Source organism: Sphingobacterium shayense (assembly GCF_013179575.1).
GTDB classification, from domain to species: domain Bacteria; phylum Bacteroidota; class Bacteroidia; order Sphingobacteriales; family Sphingobacteriaceae; genus Sphingobacterium; species Sphingobacterium shayense.
Genome location: NZ_JABMCQ010000072.1, coordinates 1 through 19,123 on the forward strand (window position 1 = coordinate 1; position 19,123 = coordinate 19,123).

The following is a 19,123-nucleotide window of genomic DNA, read 5'->3' on the forward strand; positions in this document are numbered from 1 at the left end:
GTAAACTGAACCCTCGGCTGAACATGAAATGTATTGATCCCGTTATCTGTTGAAATTCCCAGTTCATCATAAACGGTCTGATTAAAATTTGCCTTTTTTAGATATTGGGTGTTGTCAAGACGGAGACCAGCTACCATATTCAATCCGCGTGCAATTTTCGCCTCCATTTGTCCATATACCCCAACAGCTAAATTGTTGACTTTGGTATTCTCTTGATCAGAAATGTAAACATCACGCGCATACCGATAGGGTGTGAGATTTCTAAAATTGTCCATACCCGTAAAGTAAAAACGGCCATTCATTTCACTACCGTAACGGAAATCCATAAGCGTATACATAATATCCGCACCGAACGTATACTTAATCTTTTCAGTATTGAAATAAAGATTATTAACCGCCTGAATCATATTGCCATGAAACCACTCCGGGGCAAATCGCTGACCGCCAATCTGTATACTATTGAAATATTCATTCTCACCATCGACAGATTGCACGTTTTCCACGATTACGCGAGGGATACTTTGATCTACGCCTATGCCACTTACATTGTGTTGAACTTCTGAACTTTCATAAAAATGTTGCACCTTAAAATCATTCGTTAACCGCGAACTTAATGAGGTACGCAAAGATGCCATCAAGCTATTGTTAATATATTTCCGATTTACATAAGATTCAAACGAATTGATCCCCGAATTATCTCCCTCTTGTTGGTCATCGATGTCCGACACGAAATTATTCCGGATCGTCAAAAGGTTTTTATCATTCAATTGCCAGTCAATACGCGCAAAAATAGCATCGGTTGTTTTCTTTTTGTCGAAAGCACCAAACAAACGATTTGGATCTACACCGTATTTTGTCTCAGCAATACCGCTAAACTCATCTAAAGACTCTTGAGTTACTTTGTATCGGCCTATATCAGCTGCAGATTGGATATCGGCAATATAGAGTGGCCTAGAGTCTGCCTGATGATCCCAGGCTACGAAAAAATGTGCTTTATCTTTTACGATAGGACCCCCCAAAGAGAATCCATATTGGTAGGTCGAAAACTCTTGTGTTCTTGGTGTGCCATTTAAATTATATTTACTCGATAACCCTCCAGTTCTCGCAAATGTAAACGCGCTTCCCGTTAACGTATTTGTCCCCGACTTTGTAACAGTGGTTATACTGCCTCCTCCACTTCTACCGTAGGTAACATCATAATCGTTTGTGACAACCTTAAACTCCCGGATAGCCTCCATCGATATAGAATATGCCCCGCCGCTATTTCCTCCAGCAACAGTACTTCTTGAATTCATACCATCTACTGTAAAGTTAGTGGAAGATGCTCGCTGCCCTCCGAGATTGGTTCCAGTCGAAATCGGAGATAGATCAATAAGTGAGGAGAAATTCCGGCCATTTACCGGCATTTTCTTTAATTCATTCGCGGTGATGGCCGTTGAAGACCCTAGCGAGTTTATCTTATTTTGAAGCGCAGACCCCTGAACAACAACCTCTTCAAGTTCATTAGCGTTGTCTTTCAACAAAAAGTTTACCACAACTTCATCGCCGTAATTCAGACGATATCCCGTCAACTTTTGCTCGGTATAACCGAGGTGGTTTGCGGTAACAGTATATGGAGACCCTAATGGTAGTTGTTGAAAAGTAAACACACCATTTTGATTGGTCACTGTCGACTGGTTGAACCCCGTAGATTCGTTTCTGACAGTAATAGTCGTTCCACTGATCGAGCCCTCAAGCCCTTTCACCTGACCTGTGATGGTAGCTTCCGTACTTTGCCCAACGGAGTGCAGCGGAATGTAAAATAGAAACAACAGGAGTGATAGATAACACGTTTTTCTTGACATAAAAGTTTTAAGTTCAGGATGATTTTACTTTGTTAATTACAATTGGTCACGAAGATATTACACAACTGTTCCTATACAATAAACTCGTTATTAAGAAATCATTAAGCTTGGATTTAATTTCCGTCTACCTTTAATAAAAGCGTCTATAAAATCGGGTTATAATCATTGTCAACTCCGGCTCAAAATCCGCCTAGAGAAGCAAAAACTTACACACATGCTTACCTTGACAAACATATATTTCTTCAACTGCGATCAAGCCGCAACGTTTCCCCGCGTGCGTTTTGACAGAAAAATTAGGTTATTAATTCAGACCATATAAATTGGAAAACTCGACAGGTGCGTGGGATCCGAAACCGGAGAGATTCCAGACTATAGAAATCCTCTAGTTATAACACTAGAGTCTTGCAAACATGCGGCGAGTAAAGACATGATCTGAAATAAAGAAAGATGATTGTTTAGAGAAAGAATCTAACGGAGCACGAAGGTTATAGAGTTACAGGTTATTTTTTCCCTTTCTTCACTGTTTTATTGTTTGTTGCGTTCTTCTTTACTATTTTTAGCATTACGACCTTCAGATATATAAGTACAACTAAAAGCGCGATCGCGATAAATAATATAGTTTGATTTCCCATTTGGTAGGAAACAATACCACTATATACAATAAATGCTATCGCAAAGTTCAAGACTACATTTAAAATAAAGAATTTTGTCATTATTATTTTTTATTAGGTCTCCCTAAAACAGACGACCGTAAGAAGTAGAAGTATACCATTCCAGCAAGAATATTTCCGAAGATGATAAAAATCAATAAAACCATACGTTGTAAATTACCAATACGACCAGAAATCATAATTTCTCGAAGTACTAATACGACCCATATTAGTGATAATAACAGCGCTATACTGATCAAGACATCAGCAAAAGAAAATTGCAAAACCTTCAATACAACAGACAAAATATAAAATCCCAAACTAAAATAAAAAGCTTGAGCTGTCTGATCTTGCAAATTTCTCATCATACAAAAGTACACATTATCTTTTATCCCGCTATACAAAAAGGCCGGAATGAATTCCTTGGAAACTTTTCACGGCTATGGAAAAATACCCAGCTCCTGATAAGCAACACCTATTTTGTTTATCGCACAAACAAACGCGGCTGTTCGAAGATCTTCTACTCCCTGTTGCCCCACATAAATATCCCGGATCTCTCGGTAGGATCCAATCATTGTATCTTCCAAACCGGAGTGCACCAAATCGATTTCATCCGGACCCCGTAAGATCATTTTTCGCTCAAGATTCGAAACCTGTTTTTCAGTGGTCGACTCAATAATATCAATAAGTTCTTGGTACATATTTTCACTAAACCGCTTCTCCAGTCTTCCATATCGTACATGACTCAAGTTCTTTAGCCACTCAAAATAAGAGACCGTAACACCCCCGGCATTCAAATATATATCTGGAATCACCAATACGCCCTTCGCGTGAAGAATCTCGTCGGCCTCCGTGGTGAGTGGTCCGTTAGCGGCCTCTCCTATAATCTTAGCTTGGATACGATCCGCATTGTGCTTATCAATAACGCTCTCCAATGCAGCCGGGATCAGAATGTCACAAGACTTCTCTAAGCCTTCCGCGGGGTCGGAATAGCTTACAGCGCCGGGATAATTCAATATACCTCCTGTTGTTTTACGGTGTGCCTGTACCGCGTCCACGTCGAGTCCATTTTCATCGTATATAGCACCGTCAAACTCAATAAGACCGACAAGCTTCGCGCCCGCTTCCTGAAAATATTTCGCCGTGTGGTACCCCACATTTCCCAGTCCCTGGACAATTACACGCTTCCCGCCGATTCCGGAACTAAGGCCCAGCTTCTCCATGTCTTCCTTAAACGAACAGGCTTCGCGTACACCGAAAAATACCCCAAGGCCGGTAGCTTCCGTCCGGCCTCGTACGCCTCCCTGAGAAATTGGTTTACCCGTCACGCATGCCTGAGCGTTTATATCATTCGGAAAAAGGGAAGAATAAGTGTCTAGGATCCAGCTCATCTCCCGGGCGCTTGTACCATAATCCGGTGCCGGAACATCAATCCCTGGTCCGATAAAGTTCTTCTTACAAAGTTCGCTGGTATAACGTCGTGTTATCTTCTCCAATTCAAAAACAGAATACTTTTTTGTGTCAATCTTGATACCTCCTTTACCGCCTCCGAAGGGCACATTTACAATAGCACACTTATAAGTCATCAATGCGGCCAGAGCCATCACCTCTTCCTGATCCACCTCCATGCTAAACCGGATACCTCCTTTACAAGGAAGCTTATGATGAGAATGTTGAACACGATAAGCTTCAATAACCTCGATTTTTTCACCGATCTTCACGGGAAATTTAATACGAAGAATCGAATTACAAGCTTTAATTTGATCTAGAATTCCTCTGTCAAAATTTGTGTGATTAGCTGCTTTTTCAAAATTTCGTTGAACACTTTGAAAAAAGCTATTGTTTTCGGTATTTTCTGTGGCCATGGGGATTTGGTTTACACGTTTAATATTGGTTTTTAATTCTCCGTAAAAATACACAATATCGAGACTAAAAACAGTCGGTCAAAAACATTTAGAAGAATAACGCTTCAAAGCCTAAATTGTTCAAAAGTGTTCAACAAAAACCGATTTCCCTAATCAATTTTATATGAAAATACCAAAATCCTTTCACGAAACTTACATAGCTACCATAAGAGAGAAATACCTATCGCTAAATATAGTCGAGATGCAGGGGGGTGGTGAAAAATTAAAACCCGATAGAAATTACTATCAGGTTATATCAAATGATCGCAAGACACAACAAATGTGCTCTCAGGAGCCTATAATCTACTAATTTGAAGCTTAATAAACATCCATATCCGGGTCAATCTCTTCTTTCCATGCGAGTATTCCGCCTTCCAGGTTAGAAAGGTTGTCGAATCCTTGTTGCTCAAGCAGCATAACAGCTTGCGCACTACGCTTTCCGCTTCTACATTGAATGACAACAGGAACATCTTTTTTAATCTTTTCCTGCTCGATAATGATACCTGCCAACGGTATATTTAGACCATTCAGGTTAGACACTTCGTATTCGAAAGGTTCGCGAACGTCGATCAACTGAAATTCTTCATTGCGATCCATCATGTTTTTCAGATCTAGAACTGTAACTTCTTTCATTTTTCTTTACTTTTATCAAATATAATGATTTTACCAATACCATACCGTAGAGGTATCCGTTGGATTGTCAAATATTGTACCCATTTTTATACAGAGCGTCCTATGAAACATAAAAATATATTCTATAACTTTCTGATAAGTTTATTCATCCTGGCAACTTATTTTTCTTCGCATGCACAGGTTGCCGACAGCATAGAAATAAAACGAATTATCAGTACATTGGCATCAGATGAGATGCGTGGGCGAGCAACATTAAGTCCGGATATCGCTAAAGCTGCAGATTTTATTGCTGAGGAATTTTCTAATGCAGGATTACAACCATATACGAAGGGTAACTACAGACAAACATTCCAGGTAACCAAGGTAGCACAAGAAAACCAATCCGTTCATATTGACGGCCGACAACTAAGCTTAGAAGAGTTTTTATTCATTGGCTACGCCCCTTCTATCTCTTGGACAAAAGAGTCCGGCATCAAAGAACTCGAGATAAAGTCCGGAGAAAATTTTTCCGAACGCTTCCGTGAAATCGTGCGTAGTAACCCGGAAGACAATATTGTCTGGGTTGATCCTTCATTTGCACCGATGCTAGCCCGTTTCAAGAAAATGTTCCCAAAAGACAACGTACTGCCTCAAGGAGAATCTAGCCAAGCCACACCAAGCAAAGTCTTTGTGGTAAAGCCTGCCGACCTAAAAAGCTTTACAATAAAAGGAAAAAATTCCACCACAAATTTCCCTCTATTTAACGTTGCTGCTGTTGTTCCTGGAAAATCCAAAGCCGATGAATACGTTATTTTTTCAGCACATTACGACCACATCGGCGTCATTGCTCCTGTCGGCCAGGACTCCATAGCAAATGGAGCAGACGATGATGCCTCAGGAACTACAGCAATGATTAGCCTTGCCAAATACTTCAAACAACAAAGTATAAACGAACGTACGTTAATTTTCGTTGCCTTCACCGGCGAAGAAATTGGAATGTTCGGTTCCAAATATTTCTCCAACAACATTGATGCGGACAAAGTCATAGCAATGATCAACATAGAAATGATAGGTAAAGACTCGAAGTTTGGCCCCAATTCGCTTTACGTCACCGGATATCAAGCTTCAAACCTAGCCAGCTTAATGCAAGATAAGTTGAAAGGCACATCTTTTAATTTTCATCCTGACCCCTATCCGCAGCAAAACCTTTTCTACAGAAGTGATAACGCAGTATTAGCAGCGCTAGGCGTTCCCGCACATACCTTTTCAACATCTCAGATAGATAAGGATGAGTATTATCATACCGTTAAAGATGAAATCAGTACCCTAGATATTAAAAATATAACATCTAGTGTAGAGGCAATCGCCAAAGGTGTCACAGGAATTATTTCTGGAGAACAGACACCCACACGCGTCGAAAAATTAAAAGATTAAATAACATGTTTGCGCATCACATAATCGTCTAACACAAACTCATAATAGGGTGTATCAACTTCTTTGAGTACAGAAAACCCTTGCTTTAAATAAAAGAAATATGCTTTATTCTGACGATTCACGTTGAGCTCCATTGTATGAAGGCCACAACGACGACAAATACTCGCTGCATGATCGATCAACACCTTACCTAATCCCTGTCCCTGGACCTGAGGAACCAGATATAGCTTCTCTATGCGTAGCATGTCAATAGATGTTTTTACGGACATAAAGCCCACCGGAATCGTGTTTTGCGATAGGATATAAAATATTTGACCCGACATCATCGCTTCTTCGAGCGCATTAATAGAATAAATGTTTTCCAGCATGAAAGTGATCTGCTCAGGGCTTAAAACATCTTTATATCCATTCCACCAGCTCCGTTCCGCTAGCTCCCGAACTGTTGTAAGATCCCCTTCTACACATTCGTGGATTTCTATCATATCTCTTCCCCTATTGTTATATATTTACCCGATTCCAAGATAAGCGAAAAAAATCCTTCGTCTATCGACTCCAGCACACTCTCGCCGACGGTTTTGAGGCCCTTCATCGATACTATAGCATTATGGTCCACAAAAATCTTTGCTCCCTTGATCTGCCACTTTTCATACTTTTCACAAACACAAACATATTTACGCTGCTCAGAAAAAACGACAAGGTTTATCCTCTGGCAGTACTCCTCTATATTTTTCGGTATGATCGAAGAAATGATATTCGCGGCTTTATAATCATTACTGCACAAATATTCTAGGGCATCGGTGATAATTCCTTTTTCTAACGGAAGGACCTTTATATCTTGTTGTAATGGTTGCACTTGGGGATTGTTGCTGATCAAAAAATCAACTTTTATATCCCGTTGTAAAAAATAATTCAACGCTTGCTCGCTGACAAAAATAGTAGGGCTCCATTCAAGCAGCTGCCCAATATATTCCTCCGACAGATCATTAATCGAGTCGACAATAAGTGCTGGTTCTTGATTTTCACGTACGATATGATGAGAAGACATAGCCTGTTGAAATTATTAGGAGATAATCTTGGAACTCTCAGCTTATTAAACGCTACTCGACACCAAGCTGACGCAGCGTGATGAAAGCCATTAAACCGATACTTGTAAGGAGAGCTTTTTCGTCAATGTCGAAAGTAGGAGTGTGTACAGCAGAATTTATGCCCAATAATTTATTTCCTGTCCCCAAGCGGTAAAAACACGCGCTAACTGCTTGCGAATAATAAGAAAAATCTTCCGCTGCAGGCCATATATCAAGTTCTTCAACGTTCTCTTCCCCGAGATACTCTATCGCGCAGTTCCGCGCGGACTCTGTAATTTTAGCTTCGTTCACTAAATATGGGTACCCTTTGCGTACTTCAAAGTCACAGCTCGCCCCCATGCTTTGGGCAATCCCTTCAGCCATTTTGATCATTAGGGTGTGAGCATTAGCTCGCCACTCTTCATCAAACGTTCGGAACGTTCCCTCTAGATATACCTGCTCTGGAATAATATTTGTCGCTCCGTTACCTATTATTTTCCCCCAAGAGAGCACTGTAGGCGTACGCGGATCTGCATTGCGACTTACAATCTGTTGCAGAGCTGTGATAATCTGCGCCGCAATAGCAATAGGATCTATATTTTGATGCGGGTGTGCCCCATGACCACCTTTTCCTTTAATGGTCATAAATAACTCATCGCAAGAAGCCATATATTTCCCAGACCGGAAACCGACTTTACCGGTTTCAATAAAAGGCATTACATGCTGGCCGATAATTCCCGTTGGTTCCGGATTTTGAAGAACACCCTCATTAATCATGATCGATGCACCACCAGGCAATTTCTCTTCCCCTGGTTGAAAGATAAGCTTAATCGTTCCACCAAACTCGGAACGCAAGGTATGAAGTATTCGTGCAGCTCCTAAGAGCGAAGAGGTATGTACATCGTGTCCACAAGCGTGCATCACCCCGCTATTCTGTGACCCATAGCTTCTCCCTTCGACCTCCTGAATAGGTAGAGCATCCATATCAGCTCTTAAAGCTAAAACTTTGTCCCCTCGTTGCTCACCCTTTAGTAGGGCGACAATACCAGTGCTCGCCATGACCTGATATGGTATTCCTAGTTTATCGAGCTGCGTTTTTACAAAAGCAGCTGTTTGATATTCTTCAAATGATAATTCGGGATTCCGATGTAGATGTCGACGCATCTCTACCACATCATTAAAATACGCCTCAGCTAACTGATGAACTTTATCTTTTAACATAGCTGGTTATTCATAAACCCAAATATCTTCTGTGAACACAAATACGTTGCTGTATTGAGAGCGCAAAACTTTCATAAAGCTATTGGCATCATTGCGGCTACGGAAATCTCCTACTTTCACCCGATAATTAGGTTCACTGTAAGTCACATAGCTACTAATGTCCTTATAAGATCTTTGAAACCTTGTCTGAGTGGCGTAGGCGTCATTCCTATTTGTTCCTGAAAAAATTTGCACGCGAAATCCTCGCTTCTTCACGCGGGTAGCATTTTTTTTATCTGCCACCTTTGAGCTAAGGCTCATCAGACGCGCAGTTGTTGGATTGATACCATTTTCCGCTCTGAATTCCTGCAGAAGATTGATCAATGTGTCCTTTTGAACATCAACCAATCCTGTCTGTGCGCGGCTTAACTGTGATATAATAAGTAGAAAAGCCCCAAGTATCAATCCTTTTTTTAACATCGTACCTTAAATTTACTAACCGTTCTTTCCGTGACAGTTTTTGTACTTCAGGCCAGATCCACAAGGGCAATCATCATTACGACCTACGGATTGTTCTTTGCGAATAGGCTGTGTTACCTGCTGTTCACGTGTATCATGATCCTCCTCAGACACCCCTGTTGGAGAAGCCAACTCTGCTTTGGTGGCTTTCACTTGTGCCGGTTGTGCCGGTATCGGACGTGCTGCCTGAACATTTTGCGGTTGTTGTTGTCCTGGAATATCCCCCTTAAATAGGAAACTTACAACATCTTTGTTCATAGAAGCTAGCATGCTTTTAAACAGGTCATATGCCTCCATTTTATAAATGATAATCGGATCCTTTTGTTCGTAAACAGCGTTCTGTACCGATTGTTTCAAATCATCCATCTCGCGAAGGTGTTCTTTCCACGCATCATCGATAAGTGCTAACACGATACCTTTCTCGAAAGATCTAAAAACCTCTTTACCGTTCGACTCAACCGCTTTTTGAAGATTAGTCGCAACTTGTATGCCACGAATTCCATCAGAAAACGGTACCACTACATTTTCAATCATTGCTCCACGCTCTGCTAGTACATTTGTCAATACAGGTAAAGTTTGACGTGCAATATGCTCTGCTTTAGCATGATACGCGGTAATCACCTGGTCGAATAGCCGATCTGTTAAGTTTATTGCACTCGTACTAGCAAACTCTTCTTTTGTGACTTCTGGATTAAGTGCGAAAATACGAATGATTTCAATCTGAAACTCTTCATAGCTTCCTCCCTCTTTAGCTTCAAGGACAACGTCTTCCACGACGTCATAAATACTGTTGTTTAAGTCTACGTCTAAACGTTCGCCAAATAAAGCATTCTTACGTTTTGTATAAATTACTGTACGCTGAGAATTCATTACGTCATCGTATTCTAAAAGACGCTTACGAATTCCAAAGTTGTTTTCCTCTACTTTACGTTGTGCGCGTTCAATTGATTTAGTGAGCATGCTATGTTGCATCACCTCCCCTTCCTCAACGCCCATTTTCACCATAATATTAGAGATACGTTCCGAAGCAAATAATCGCATTAAGTTATCCTCTAAGGAAACAAAGAATTGCGACGATCCCGGATCTCCTTGACGTCCGGCACGACCCCGTAGCTGTCTATCAACACGGCGAGACTCATGACGTTCCGTACCGATGATAGCGAGACCTCCGGCGGCGATAACTTCTTGCGACAATTTAATATCCGTACCACGCCCCGCCATATTGGTTGCAATAGTTACTTGTCCTGGACGCCCAGCCTCCGCAACAATATCCGCTTCTTTCTGGTGTAGTTTTGCATTCAGTACGTTATGTTTAATGCCCCGGAGTTTCAACATCCGGCTTAACAATTCTGAAATCTCCACAGAGGTCGTACCGACAAGCACTGGCCGCCCTTCTTCGGTGAGCTTCTGAATCTCCGCAGCTACAGCATTATATTTTTCGCGTGCCGTTCTGTAAATGAAATCTTGACGATCGTCACGTTGTATTGGTCTATTCGTTGGAATATCAACGACATCTAACTTATAAATTTCCCATAATTCACCCGCCTCCGTAGACGCCGTACCAGTCATCCCAGATAACTTATGATACATACGGAAATAATTCTGCAAGGTAATGGTCGCATAAGTTTGCGTCGCATCTTCTACTTTAACATTTTCTTTTGCTTCAATCGCTTGATGCAGACCGTCCGAGTAACGACGACCATCCATGATACGACCGGTCTGCTCATCGACAATCTTTACCTTACCCTCATCAACGATGTACTGATCATCAATTTCAAATAATGTGTATGCTTTTAAAAGCTGATTTATCGAATGAATACGCTCCGATTTAATCGCGTAATCACGTAAAAGTTCTTCTTTCTTCTGCGCTTTCTCTTCAACCGGCGCTTCTGAATTTTCGATGTCTGCAATTTCAGATCCCACATCAGGCATAATGAAAAACGTAGGATCTTCACCAGAAGCAGTAATAAGTTCGATTCCTTTGTCAGTAAGCTCTACCTGATTGTTTTTCTCATCAATTACAAAAAATAACTCAGCATCTACCTTAGGCATATTTCGGTTTTGTTCCGCCATATAGTGGTTTTCAACTTTCTGAAGAAGTTGTCTGTGATTGCCTTCGGACAAGAATTTAATAAGGGCTTTGTTTTTTGGAAGACCACGATAAGCGCGTAGTAGGGCCATCAACCCTTTTTCTACGTCGTTATCGCCCGCATTTATTGCCTTTTTGGCCTCATTAAAGACCGTGTTTATATATGCTTTTTGCGCATTAACCAGGCGTTCGATCCGTGGTTTTAACTGATAGAATTCATGTTGGTCGCCACGCGGAATCGGGCCGGAGATAATTAAAGGAGTCCGCGCGTCGTCAATTAATACGGAGTCAACCTCGTCAATCATAGCATAATGCAACTTGCGTTGTACCATGGCATCAGGGGTTTGTGTCATGTTATCACGTAAATAGTCAAAACCGAATTCATTGTTTGTACCGTAAACAATATCCGATAGATAGGCTTTTCTACGTTGAGCAGAGTTTGGCTGATGCTTGTCAATGCAGTCAACGCTTAAGCCATGAAACTCGAAAAGAGGACCATTCCACTCCGAGTCACGACGGGCAAGATAATCGTTTACCGTTACAATATGAACGCCTTGTCCTGTTAACGCGTTCAGGTAGGTTGGCAAAGTACCAACAAGTGTTTTACCTTCCCCAGTTGACATCTCTGCGATCTTACCTTGGTGCAACACAATACCACCAACAAGCTGCACATCGTAATGTACCATATTCCAGGTCACTTCAGTTCCTGCAGCTATCCATGTATTTTTCCAAAGCGCTTTCTCGCCATTGATCGTTACGTTTGGTTTGCGAGAGGCGATCTCTCGGTCAAAATCTGTCGCCGTTACCTCTAGTTCCTTATTTTCTGAAAGACGCCGAGCGGTTTCTTTTACAACAGCAAAACCCTCAGGAAGGATTTCGGCAAGAATTTCTTCTAATTTTTTATCTCGATCTTTAGTAAGCTTATCAATCTTCTCATATATTTCCGTCTTTGTTGACATCTCTACATCAGTATTTTCGGCTTCTGCCTTTAGGGCCGAGATCTCTGTGTCAATTTCAGATAAGTATTCTTTAATTCGTTCTTTAAAACTTATAGTTTTACCTCGAAGCTCATCATTGGATAGCGATGAAAGCTTTTCATATTCTTCTTTTATCTTCTCTACTAGAGGCTGAATTGACTTAATATCCCTTTCCGACTTGCTGCCAAAAAGCTTACTTAAAAATTTTAACATAATATATTTTTATCTCCGTGTTACCTGAGTGCAATAATGACTCCAATTCAGATTTGCAGACAAATTGGCACTAATCGGGCAAATTTAATTATTTGATGTGATAACTAACAGGAATGAACATTATTTTTTCAAAAAGTTTAACGCCTGTTTTCACGTTTTATATAATATTGATATTCAACAAGATTTCGCAAGAGTTGATTCCATTTATAGCGGGTTAGCTCTACTCATTACGATCTGTTAGAAATAGGTTCTTCCCTGAATTAGGAATGATCCCTCGTGACACCGCTTTATCAAACATCTGCTGGATTGCAGCTCTCCCTTCGCCGGCCAAGTCTACTGAATATTTATTTACATATAAATCGATATGCTTATACATCACCTCTTCTTCCATCTCCTGGGCATGTGAACGGATATATTCGAGCCCCGATTTTGGATTTGCAAAGGCAAATTCCACACTTTCGCGAATCAGGTTGTTTATTTTCAGTTTGACGGATTGATCGAGGTTTCTCTTCACGACGATTCCTCCCAGAGGTATTGGACATCCTGTTGTTTTCTCCCAATAATCACCAAGATCCACAATTTTATACAGCCCCTTTTGCGCATAGGTAAAACGGTTTTCATGGATAATTAGTCCGATATCAATACTACCCTCAAGGAGTGCATTTTCAATTTCAGAAAAAAGAACCTCATGCTTCTCATGAAGCGCAGGCAATGCTAATCCCAAAAGAAAATTTGCTGTGGTGTATTTGCCTGGAATTCCTATTTTCAAACTTTTGTCGCTTTCTAATAACAAATCCCCTTCTTCTATAATACGCCTCAATCGTTCAGCGATAGCTGGATCCTTAGTAATTAACAGCGGCCCCACGCCGAAACCAAGCGCGCTTCCTGCATCGAGCAACTCATATTCTTCCGTTGCATATGCAAAAGCATGATAGCTCAATTTTGTTATATCTAATTCTCCTTTGAACGCTTTATGATTTAAAGTCTCCACATCCTCATATTGCACATCGAACTCAAGCCCCAACGTATCGACTTTATGATGAATTAACGCATCAAAAATAAACGTATCATTTGGACAGGGTGAAAATCCTATTTTCAGTCTCATTTTTTGTTTTTATTCGCACGCGTTGAAATCTAGTATACAAATGTCTTACAAACGCGTCACATATCGATTTTGTATACATATAAAAATACGAGCATCGCTAGAAATGTTACACTCAAGATTCCTTTAGCGATTTTATCTCGCGGTGGTTGATTCCTATAAAAAACACGAACCAACAACAAGTTTATCCCCGCAGCCAATGCGTAAAGAAAGAGCGGCTGCCTCGGTAAAATATCGCTTCCTATTAAACTATATTCAGTTAGCCCAAAAGCAACAATAGGTGCACATAGCCCCACAACAAGACCAAGAAAAAAATTATTTCTCATTTACGGTAAAGTTCCAGCTGTTTAGCTCTGTAATCGTGTGGTGCGCTGTCATGTCAAACTGCGTTGGCACAATCGAAACATAACCATTCTCAATTGCAAACGTATCTGTGTCCTCGCCCTTGTCTAGAAGCTTAAATTTTCCGGTCATCCAAAAATAAGGGCGTTTATATGGGTCTTCACGCTCTTCGAACTCCTCAAACCATTTTGCAGTAGCTTGGCGGCATACTTTAATCCCTTTAATGTCTTTGGAGCGGTTTGGAAAATTCACGTTTAATAAAGTAGCTTTTTGCAGCCCGTTGGCAAGCACCTGCTCAGCAATAGCTCGAACATAGGATCGGCAATGCGTAAAATCTGCGTCGTGGCTGAAATCATCAAGCGAAAAACCAATCGATGGTATCCCTTCAATAGCACCCTCTACGGCTGCGGACATCGTCCCCGAATAAAGGACATTTATCGAGTAATTCAAACCATGATTAATTCCTGAAACACATAAATCCGGCTTCTTTCCTTTGAAAATTTTGTGAACAGCCAACTTAACACAATCGACCGGTGTGCCTGAACATTGATACATCTGCACTCCGGGATAAATATCGACCTTGTCCAAGCGTAAGGGCTTACCGATTGTTATTGCGTGTCCCATTCCAGACTGCGGGCTGTCAGGCGCCACAACCACCACCTCGCCGATCTTTTGCATTTCTTCTAAAAGCACTTTAATTCCTGGTGCCGTTATACCATCGTCGTTTACAACGAGAATAGTAGGTCTTTTGTTTGCCATATTGCGAATTTAGGAAAAAGAAGACAAATTGTACAACAACCACGGGCTATTCATACCGGATCTCTTTTTCACTGGCTATTAACAGAAAAAAGGCGTTGGATAATCTCCAACGCCTTCTCTAGCTTCATTAGGATTCTAGCCTAAGCCTTTCAACCAAGTAACAACTTCTTCCCTGGTCTTTCCTAATTTCTGCTGCAATTTACCTAATAACTCATCGTCCTTACCTTCTTCATATTTCAAATCATCATCAGTAAAATCTGCATATTCTTGTTTAACTCGGCCTTTGAGTTCATTCCATTTTCCTTTTAAATCTAATTTATCCATTTCGTTCCTTTTTTTGTTCTTAATTATAGAACACGCCTCGGCCCGTTTTGTTTCAGACAATTAAAAAAATGGGTTTAAACCCACTTTAAGCCTCCGGCAACGATTTCGAAGATTAGACTACCGTATGAAGAAAATAAGCCCTAACTTAGGCTTATTTTCAATTTTTGTTATTTTTATATTATGAGCCATACAATTTTCGAAAGCCGCTATGCGATCGGCCCTAAGGAAACAAAATCGTTAGATACAAAAGGACTTCGTGAAAACTTTTTGATTAATACGGTTTTTGAACCCGATAAAATCCATTTTGTCTATACACACTATGACCGCTATATAGCAGGAGGTGCTATGCCCGTATCGGGACGTCTCCAGCTCGAAACCATCGAGGAGCTATTAAAAGAACCTTATTTCCTTTCACGTCGTGAATTAGGCATCATAAACGTTGGGGGCGATGGAAAAATCGAAGTAGATGGAAGCGTTTACGAAATTGCCCATAAAGAAGCGCTATATGTCGGAAAAGGTGCCAAAAATGTTTATTTCAGCAGCAATGAAGCCTCTAGTCCGGCCAAGTTTTATCTAAACTCTACACCTGCGCACCAGAGCTATCCCACAAAGCGAGTCACCAAAAATGAAGCAAACAAGATAGAATTGGGAAGCCTAGAAACGGCGAATCATCGCACCATAAACCAAATGTTACTTAACACGGTAATTCAAACCTGTCAATTACAAATGGGCATGACGGAACTTAAGCCGGGATCAGTATGGAACACCATGCCAGCACATACTCACGACAGAAGGATGGAAGTATATTTCTATTTTGACGTTCCACAAGGACAATCCGTTTCGCACTTCATGGGACCAACCGACGAGACACGTCACATATGGATACAAAATGAACAAGCAGTCATATCACCCCCTTGGTCAATTCATGCTGGAGCAGGAACAAGCAACTATACCTTCATATGGGGCATGGCTGGTGAAAACCTTGACTACGATGATATGGATAAATGTCCAATTACCGAGCTTAAGTAAATCCGAGCAACCATTAAACGTTTTACATCATGCGGCCAACAACTATTGAATACCGCTTTAAAAATAAAATATGTCTGTACTAAATAAATTCGACCTTACAGGTAAACTTGCTCTTGTTACGGGCTGCAAGCGAGGGATCGGAAAAGCACTAGCAGAAGCGCTAGCAGAGGCCGGTGCCGATATTATCGGCGTCTCGGCAACCCTAGAATTAGAAAATTCTAAAGTTGCACAGTCGGTCGAAGCGATCGGTCGTAAATTTTATGCATATCAATGTGATTTCGCGAATCGCGAATCCTTATACGCGTTTATTAAAAAAGTAAAAAATGATCACCCGGTGATTGACATTCTGTTTAACAATGCTGGGAATATTCTTCGTAAACCCGCTGCCGAACATCCTGATGAATATTGGGATAACATTATCGAGATTAATCAGAACGCACAATTTATTTTAACAAGGGAAATCGGGAAAGAAATGCTTTCACGTGGAACAGGAAAGGTCGTTTTCACAGCTTCTTTACTTACATTCCAAGGAGGAATAAACGTTCCTGGGTATGCCGCATCGAAAGGAGCAATAGGGTCTTTAACAAAAGCTTTTGCAAATGAGTGGGCTAGCAAAGGGGTAAATGTAAATGCCATTGCACCAGGATATATTGCGACAGATAATACTGAAGCCTTACGCGAAGACAGCGAACGCTCTCAGTCGATCCTTTCGAGAATTCCTGCGGCGCGTTGGGGTGAACCAGAAGATTTTAAAGGACCAGCAGTCTTTTTAGCTTCTCAAGCCTCGGATTATGTACATGGCACCATCCTCACCGTAGACGGCGGATGGATGGGGCGATAATCATAACGCAGAATAACAATTTGGAACGCCAAAGTGTTTTTTGGCCTTTTGGCGTTTCATATAAAAACAAGTTTCGTTTTAGAGGATACCACCCATTAAAGGATCGCTCTGGCTTGCGCTCCCTGTTTCTATATAACCGGCACAACGCAAAATTTCATCCGTTGCGCCCAACAAATAATTTGGCTTGGGTATCGACTCCGGTCAAAATTAAGCAGTGCAGTAGAACCGCCCAACAATGAAGCTTTTTTAATAACGTCTCTCCTTGTTTCCATGTTTTTTGCTTAGAAATTGGCATCGCCCATATACTCGCCCAGCCAATACCTGTTTAGAATACATAGAAAATTCTGACTAGAAAAATAAAAGAAAATGTTTGGGGGTTGGTGAACAATATCGCCTATTCATTACTCGGAGTACAGGCCTTTTTTATCGATAAATTCAAGCACCTTGTCCGGGGTATAGTATCGAATATTTTTTCCTTCTTTAATTGCCTTTCGCAAAAAAGTAGAAGAAAGTTCCATTACCGGCGTTTGTGTAATGGTGATTGACGGATGGTTTTCAAGTTCCCCGCCGCTATACCCAGGCCGGGGATAAACGATGATCTTATAATCACGAAGAATGATATCAGCGTTCTTCCACTTACTAAATCCTTGTAAATTATCTTCTCCCATAATAAGGGTAAAATCTTTGTTGGGATATTTTTCTTGCAGATATTGTAGTGTATCTATCGTATAGGATGGTTGAGGAAGTCCAAATTCAATATCCGACGCGCGAAGTTTATCTTCTCCTTCGATGGCTAGGTTAACCATCTCGAGCCGATCATACATGTTTCCAAGACTTTGCTTCTTTTTAAAAGGATTTTGTGGCGATATGACAAACCAAATCTGGTCCAGATCCGTATAATTAACCATATAGTTCGCTATGATTAAATGACCAATATGAATAGGATTAAATGAACCAAAGAAAAGACCAACGCTCGCCATACCACTTATTTATTCAAAAAATTTAGTACCAACGATTCTGCCTCCGCACATGCGGTATCTAAGTCATAATTATTCAATACGACGTCAAATTTGTTAGCATAACTAAGTTCCTGTTCGGCTTTAGTGAACCGCTCTTGTAGCTTTTCTTCTGAATCGGTTCCACGGCCCCGTAGTCTTTCCTTTAACACCTCCAGAGAAGGCGGGTTAACAAAAATTGCTAAGGCTTGTTCTGGAAATTTAGATTTTAACCGCAAACCTCCTATCACGTCAATATCAAATATGACTGATTTTCCTTCTGCCCAAATCCGCTCCACTTCATTCCGGAGCGTGCCATAATACGTCCCTGCGTAAACCTCTTCAAATTCAATAAATTCCTGTTTCGCGATTTTGTGCAAAAAGTCCTCCGAACTGATAAAATAGTAATCTTTCCCATCTATTTCCCCTTCACGAGGGTTCCGTGTACTTGCAGAAATAGAGAACGCTATTTTATCGCTATGATTAGCTAGTAATTTTTTGACTATAGTTGTCTTGCCTGCTCCTGAAGGTGCAGAAAATATTATTAATTTACCACTCATTCCTATAAAACGTTAAGCAATTGCTCCTTTACCTTTTCCAACTCTTCTTTCATACGAACGACAATCTGTTGGATATTCGCATCGTTTGCTTTAGAACCTAGCGTATTTATTTCACGACCCATCTCTTGAGATATAAAACCTAGTTTTTTTCCGCTAGAATCTGTTCCATTAAGTGCCGTAATAAAATATTGACAATGAGATCTTAAACGAACCTTTTCCTCGGTAATATCTAATTTGTCAATGTAAAATATGATTTCTTGTTCGAAGCGATTCATATCCACCTTTTCTTTACCAACGGTCTCTTCTAAATAATGGCCTATTCGCTCCCTAATTAATGGTATACGGTTTCCTTCTACGGACTCTACCTCAGTAAGATATGATAAAATCAAATTTACGCGATTCTCCAAATCTCCCTTCAGGGTGTTCCCCTCATCTTGGCGAAATTGTGTAAAATGTTCTATCGCAAGGTAGAACGCGTCCATTAATATTTTCCCTTCCGTTTCATCAATAGCTTCTTCCTTCGAAGACACGACTTCGGGCATATTTAAAGCCAACTGAAAAAGGTTATTATCTGATTCGCCTAGTTGTTCAGATATCTCTTTAAGTTGTTTATAGTATTGTTTTAAAAGCTTCCCGTTGATCGTAGACGCTTTCGCGGTTTGATC

The 19,123-nt window shown here is 40.8% G+C and carries 20 protein-coding genes; 3 read left to right on the forward strand and 17 right to left on the reverse strand.

The window, feature by feature from the left end; all coding sequences use genetic code 11:
• From HP439_RS10135 to HP439_RS10150, 5 genes are all read right to left on the reverse strand, one after another.
• Positions 1-1,844, reverse strand: a 1,844-nt coding sequence (locus tag HP439_RS10135; RefSeq protein ID WP_172390223.1) for a TonB-dependent receptor, incomplete at its 3' end; no start/stop codon positions are given.
• Positions 1,845-2,344: 500 nt separating this feature from the next.
• A complete protein-coding gene (locus HP439_RS19755) occupies positions 2,345-2,557 on the reverse strand; it encodes a DUF6358 family protein (RefSeq protein ID WP_425501346.1) in 213 nt (70 codons plus the stop codon).
• Between the two features lie 2 nt (positions 2,558-2,559).
• Positions 2,560-2,862 carry a hypothetical protein gene (locus HP439_RS10140; protein ID WP_246229327.1) on the reverse strand — a complete coding sequence of 101 codons (303 nt, stop codon included), beginning with the start codon at positions 2,860-2,862 and terminating at the stop codon, positions 2,560-2,562.
• A gap of 72 nt (positions 2,863-2,934) precedes the next feature.
• The gene (locus HP439_RS10145) at positions 2,935-4,359 is read right to left on the reverse strand and encodes a Glu/Leu/Phe/Val family dehydrogenase (RefSeq protein ID WP_172390224.1); all 1,425 of its coding nucleotides are present in this window, start codon (positions 4,357-4,359) and stop codon (positions 2,935-2,937) included.
• A 357-nt stretch (positions 4,360-4,716) separates the two neighbouring features.
• Positions 4,717-5,031, reverse strand: a complete 315-nt coding sequence (locus HP439_RS10150) for a rhodanese-like domain-containing protein (RefSeq protein ID WP_172390225.1) — start codon at positions 5,029-5,031, stop codon at positions 4,717-4,719.
• A 102-nt stretch (positions 5,032-5,133) separates the two neighbouring features.
• Between HP439_RS10150 and HP439_RS10155 the strand changes: the two genes are divergently transcribed.
• Complete coding sequence (locus HP439_RS10155) at positions 5,134-6,444, forward strand: M20/M25/M40 family metallo-hydrolase (RefSeq protein WP_216657818.1); 1,311 nt, start codon at positions 5,134-5,136, stop codon at positions 6,442-6,444.
• On the opposite strand, the gene HP439_RS10160 is transcribed toward HP439_RS10155, so the two are convergent.
• From HP439_RS10160 to HP439_RS10200, 9 genes are all read right to left on the reverse strand, one after another.
• Complete coding sequence (locus tag HP439_RS10160; RefSeq protein WP_172390227.1) at positions 6,441-6,926, reverse strand: GNAT family N-acetyltransferase; 486 nt, start codon at positions 6,924-6,926, stop codon at positions 6,441-6,443. The two genes, HP439_RS10155 and HP439_RS10160, sit on opposite strands and share 4 nt — an antisense overlap.
• Positions 6,923-7,489 carry a hypothetical protein gene (locus HP439_RS10165; RefSeq protein WP_172390228.1) on the reverse strand — a complete coding sequence of 189 codons (567 nt, stop codon included), beginning with the start codon at positions 7,487-7,489 and terminating at the stop codon, positions 6,923-6,925. Before HP439_RS10165 ends, HP439_RS10160 begins: the two co-directional genes overlap by 4 nt.
• 52 nt (positions 7,490-7,541) lie before the next feature.
• A complete protein-coding gene (locus HP439_RS10170; RefSeq protein WP_172390229.1) occupies positions 7,542-8,729 on the reverse strand; it encodes a M20 metallopeptidase family protein in 1,188 nt (395 codons plus the stop codon).
• A 6-nt stretch (positions 8,730-8,735) separates the two neighbouring features.
• On the reverse strand, positions 8,736-9,188 hold the full coding sequence (locus HP439_RS10175; RefSeq protein ID WP_172390230.1) for an SPOR domain-containing protein: 453 nt from the start codon (positions 9,186-9,188) through the stop codon (positions 8,736-8,738).
• Positions 9,189-9,203: 15 nt separating this feature from the next.
• Positions 9,204-12,506, reverse strand: a complete 3,303-nt coding sequence (secA, locus tag HP439_RS10180; RefSeq protein ID WP_172390231.1) for a preprotein translocase subunit SecA — start codon at positions 12,504-12,506, stop codon at positions 9,204-9,206.
• Positions 12,507-12,726: 220 nt separating this feature from the next.
• Positions 12,727-13,611, reverse strand: a complete 885-nt coding sequence (locus tag HP439_RS10185) for a menaquinone biosynthesis family protein (protein ID WP_172390232.1) — start codon at positions 13,609-13,611, stop codon at positions 12,727-12,729.
• Between the two features lie 56 nt (positions 13,612-13,667).
• Entirely contained in the window at positions 13,668-13,934 is a 267-nt protein-coding gene (locus HP439_RS10190; protein ID WP_172390233.1) for a hypothetical protein, read from the reverse strand.
• Complete coding sequence (surE, locus tag HP439_RS10195) at positions 13,924-14,709, reverse strand: 5'/3'-nucleotidase SurE (protein WP_172390234.1); 786 nt, start codon at positions 14,707-14,709, stop codon at positions 13,924-13,926. The genes HP439_RS10190 and surE overlap by 11 nt, the downstream gene beginning before the upstream one ends.
• A 135-nt stretch (positions 14,710-14,844) precedes the next feature.
• Positions 14,845-15,033 carry a CsbD family protein gene (locus tag HP439_RS10200; protein WP_172390235.1) on the reverse strand — a complete coding sequence of 63 codons (189 nt, stop codon included), beginning with the start codon at positions 15,031-15,033 and terminating at the stop codon, positions 14,845-14,847.
• Between the two features lie 180 nt (positions 15,034-15,213).
• On the opposite strand from HP439_RS10200, the gene kduI reads away from it, so the two are divergent.
• Entirely contained in the window at positions 15,214-16,062 is an 849-nt protein-coding gene (gene kduI / locus HP439_RS10205; protein WP_172390236.1) for a 5-dehydro-4-deoxy-D-glucuronate isomerase, read from the forward strand.
• A 70-nt stretch (positions 16,063-16,132) separates the two neighbouring features.
• Positions 16,133-16,903, forward strand: coding sequence for an SDR family oxidoreductase (locus tag HP439_RS10210; protein WP_172390237.1), 771 nt, complete (start codon positions 16,133-16,135; stop codon positions 16,901-16,903).
• A gap of 401 nt (positions 16,904-17,304) precedes the next feature.
• Here HP439_RS10210 and nadD read toward each other — a convergent pair whose 3' ends face one another.
• The 3 genes from nadD to HP439_RS10225 form a co-directional block, all read right to left on the reverse strand.
• Positions 17,305-17,883, reverse strand: coding sequence for a nicotinate (nicotinamide) nucleotide adenylyltransferase (gene nadD, locus HP439_RS10215; protein WP_172390238.1), 579 nt, complete (start codon positions 17,881-17,883; stop codon positions 17,305-17,307).
• A 5-nt stretch (positions 17,884-17,888) separates the two neighbouring features.
• Positions 17,889-18,458, reverse strand: coding sequence for a guanylate kinase (gene gmk, locus HP439_RS10220; protein WP_172390239.1), 570 nt, complete (start codon positions 18,456-18,458; stop codon positions 17,889-17,891).
• Between the two features lie 2 nt (positions 18,459-18,460).
• Positions 18,461-19,123 (reverse strand): YicC family protein (locus tag HP439_RS10225; protein ID WP_172390240.1); only part of this gene is annotated, 663 nt, incomplete at its 5' end.

Bases quoted from the DNA above. Each gene is read 5' to 3' on its own strand.
- HP439_RS10150 (WP_172390225.1), bottom strand. From the start codon at position 5,031: ATGAAAGAAGTTACAGTTCTAGATCTGAAAAACATGATGGATCGCAAT.
- surE (WP_172390234.1), bottom strand. From the start codon at position 14,709: ATGGCAAACAAAAGACCTACTATTCTCGTTGTAAACGACGATGGTATA.
- nadD (WP_172390238.1), bottom strand. From the start codon at position 17,883: ATGGCGAGCGTTGGTCTTTTCTTTGGTTCATTTAATCCTATTCATATT.
- HP439_RS10190 (WP_172390233.1), bottom strand. From the start codon at position 13,934: ATGAGAAATAATTTTTTTCTTGGTCTTGTTGTGGGGCTATGTGCACCT.
- gmk (WP_172390239.1), bottom strand. From the start codon at position 18,458: ATGAGTGGTAAATTAATAATATTTTCTGCACCTTCAGGAGCAGGCAAG.
- HP439_RS10185 (WP_172390232.1), bottom strand. From the start codon at position 13,611: ATGAGACTGAAAATAGGATTTTCACCCTGTCCAAATGATACGTTTATT.
- HP439_RS10145 (WP_172390224.1), bottom strand. From the start codon at position 4,359: ATGGCCACAGAAAATACCGAAAACAATAGCTTTTTTCAAAGTGTTCAA.
- HP439_RS10175 (WP_172390230.1), bottom strand. From the start codon at position 9,188: ATGTTAAAAAAAGGATTGATACTTGGGGCTTTTCTACTTATTATATCA.
- HP439_RS10165 (WP_172390228.1), bottom strand. From the start codon at position 7,489: ATGTCTTCTCATCATATCGTACGTGAAAATCAAGAACCAGCACTTATT.
- HP439_RS10155 (WP_216657818.1), top strand. From the start codon at position 5,134: ATGAAACATAAAAATATATTCTATAACTTTCTGATAAGTTTATTCATC.
- HP439_RS10200 (WP_172390235.1), bottom strand. From the start codon at position 15,033: ATGGATAAATTAGATTTAAAAGGAAAATGGAATGAACTCAAAGGCCGA.
- HP439_RS10160 (WP_172390227.1), bottom strand. From the start codon at position 6,926: ATGATAGAAATCCACGAATGTGTAGAAGGGGATCTTACAACAGTTCGG.
- HP439_RS10170 (WP_172390229.1), bottom strand. From the start codon at position 8,729: ATGTTAAAAGATAAAGTTCATCAGTTAGCTGAGGCGTATTTTAATGAT.
- HP439_RS10210 (WP_172390237.1), top strand. From the start codon at position 16,133: ATGTCTGTACTAAATAAATTCGACCTTACAGGTAAACTTGCTCTTGTT.
- HP439_RS19755 (WP_425501346.1), bottom strand. From the start codon at position 2,557: ATGACAAAATTCTTTATTTTAAATGTAGTCTTGAACTTTGCGATAGCA.
- kduI (WP_172390236.1), top strand. From the start codon at position 15,214: ATGAGCCATACAATTTTCGAAAGCCGCTATGCGATCGGCCCTAAGGAA.
- HP439_RS10140 (WP_246229327.1), bottom strand. From the start codon at position 2,862: ATGATGAGAAATTTGCAAGATCAGACAGCTCAAGCTTTTTATTTTAGT.
- secA (WP_172390231.1), bottom strand. From the start codon at position 12,506: ATGTTAAAATTTTTAAGTAAGCTTTTTGGCAGCAAGTCGGAAAGGGAT.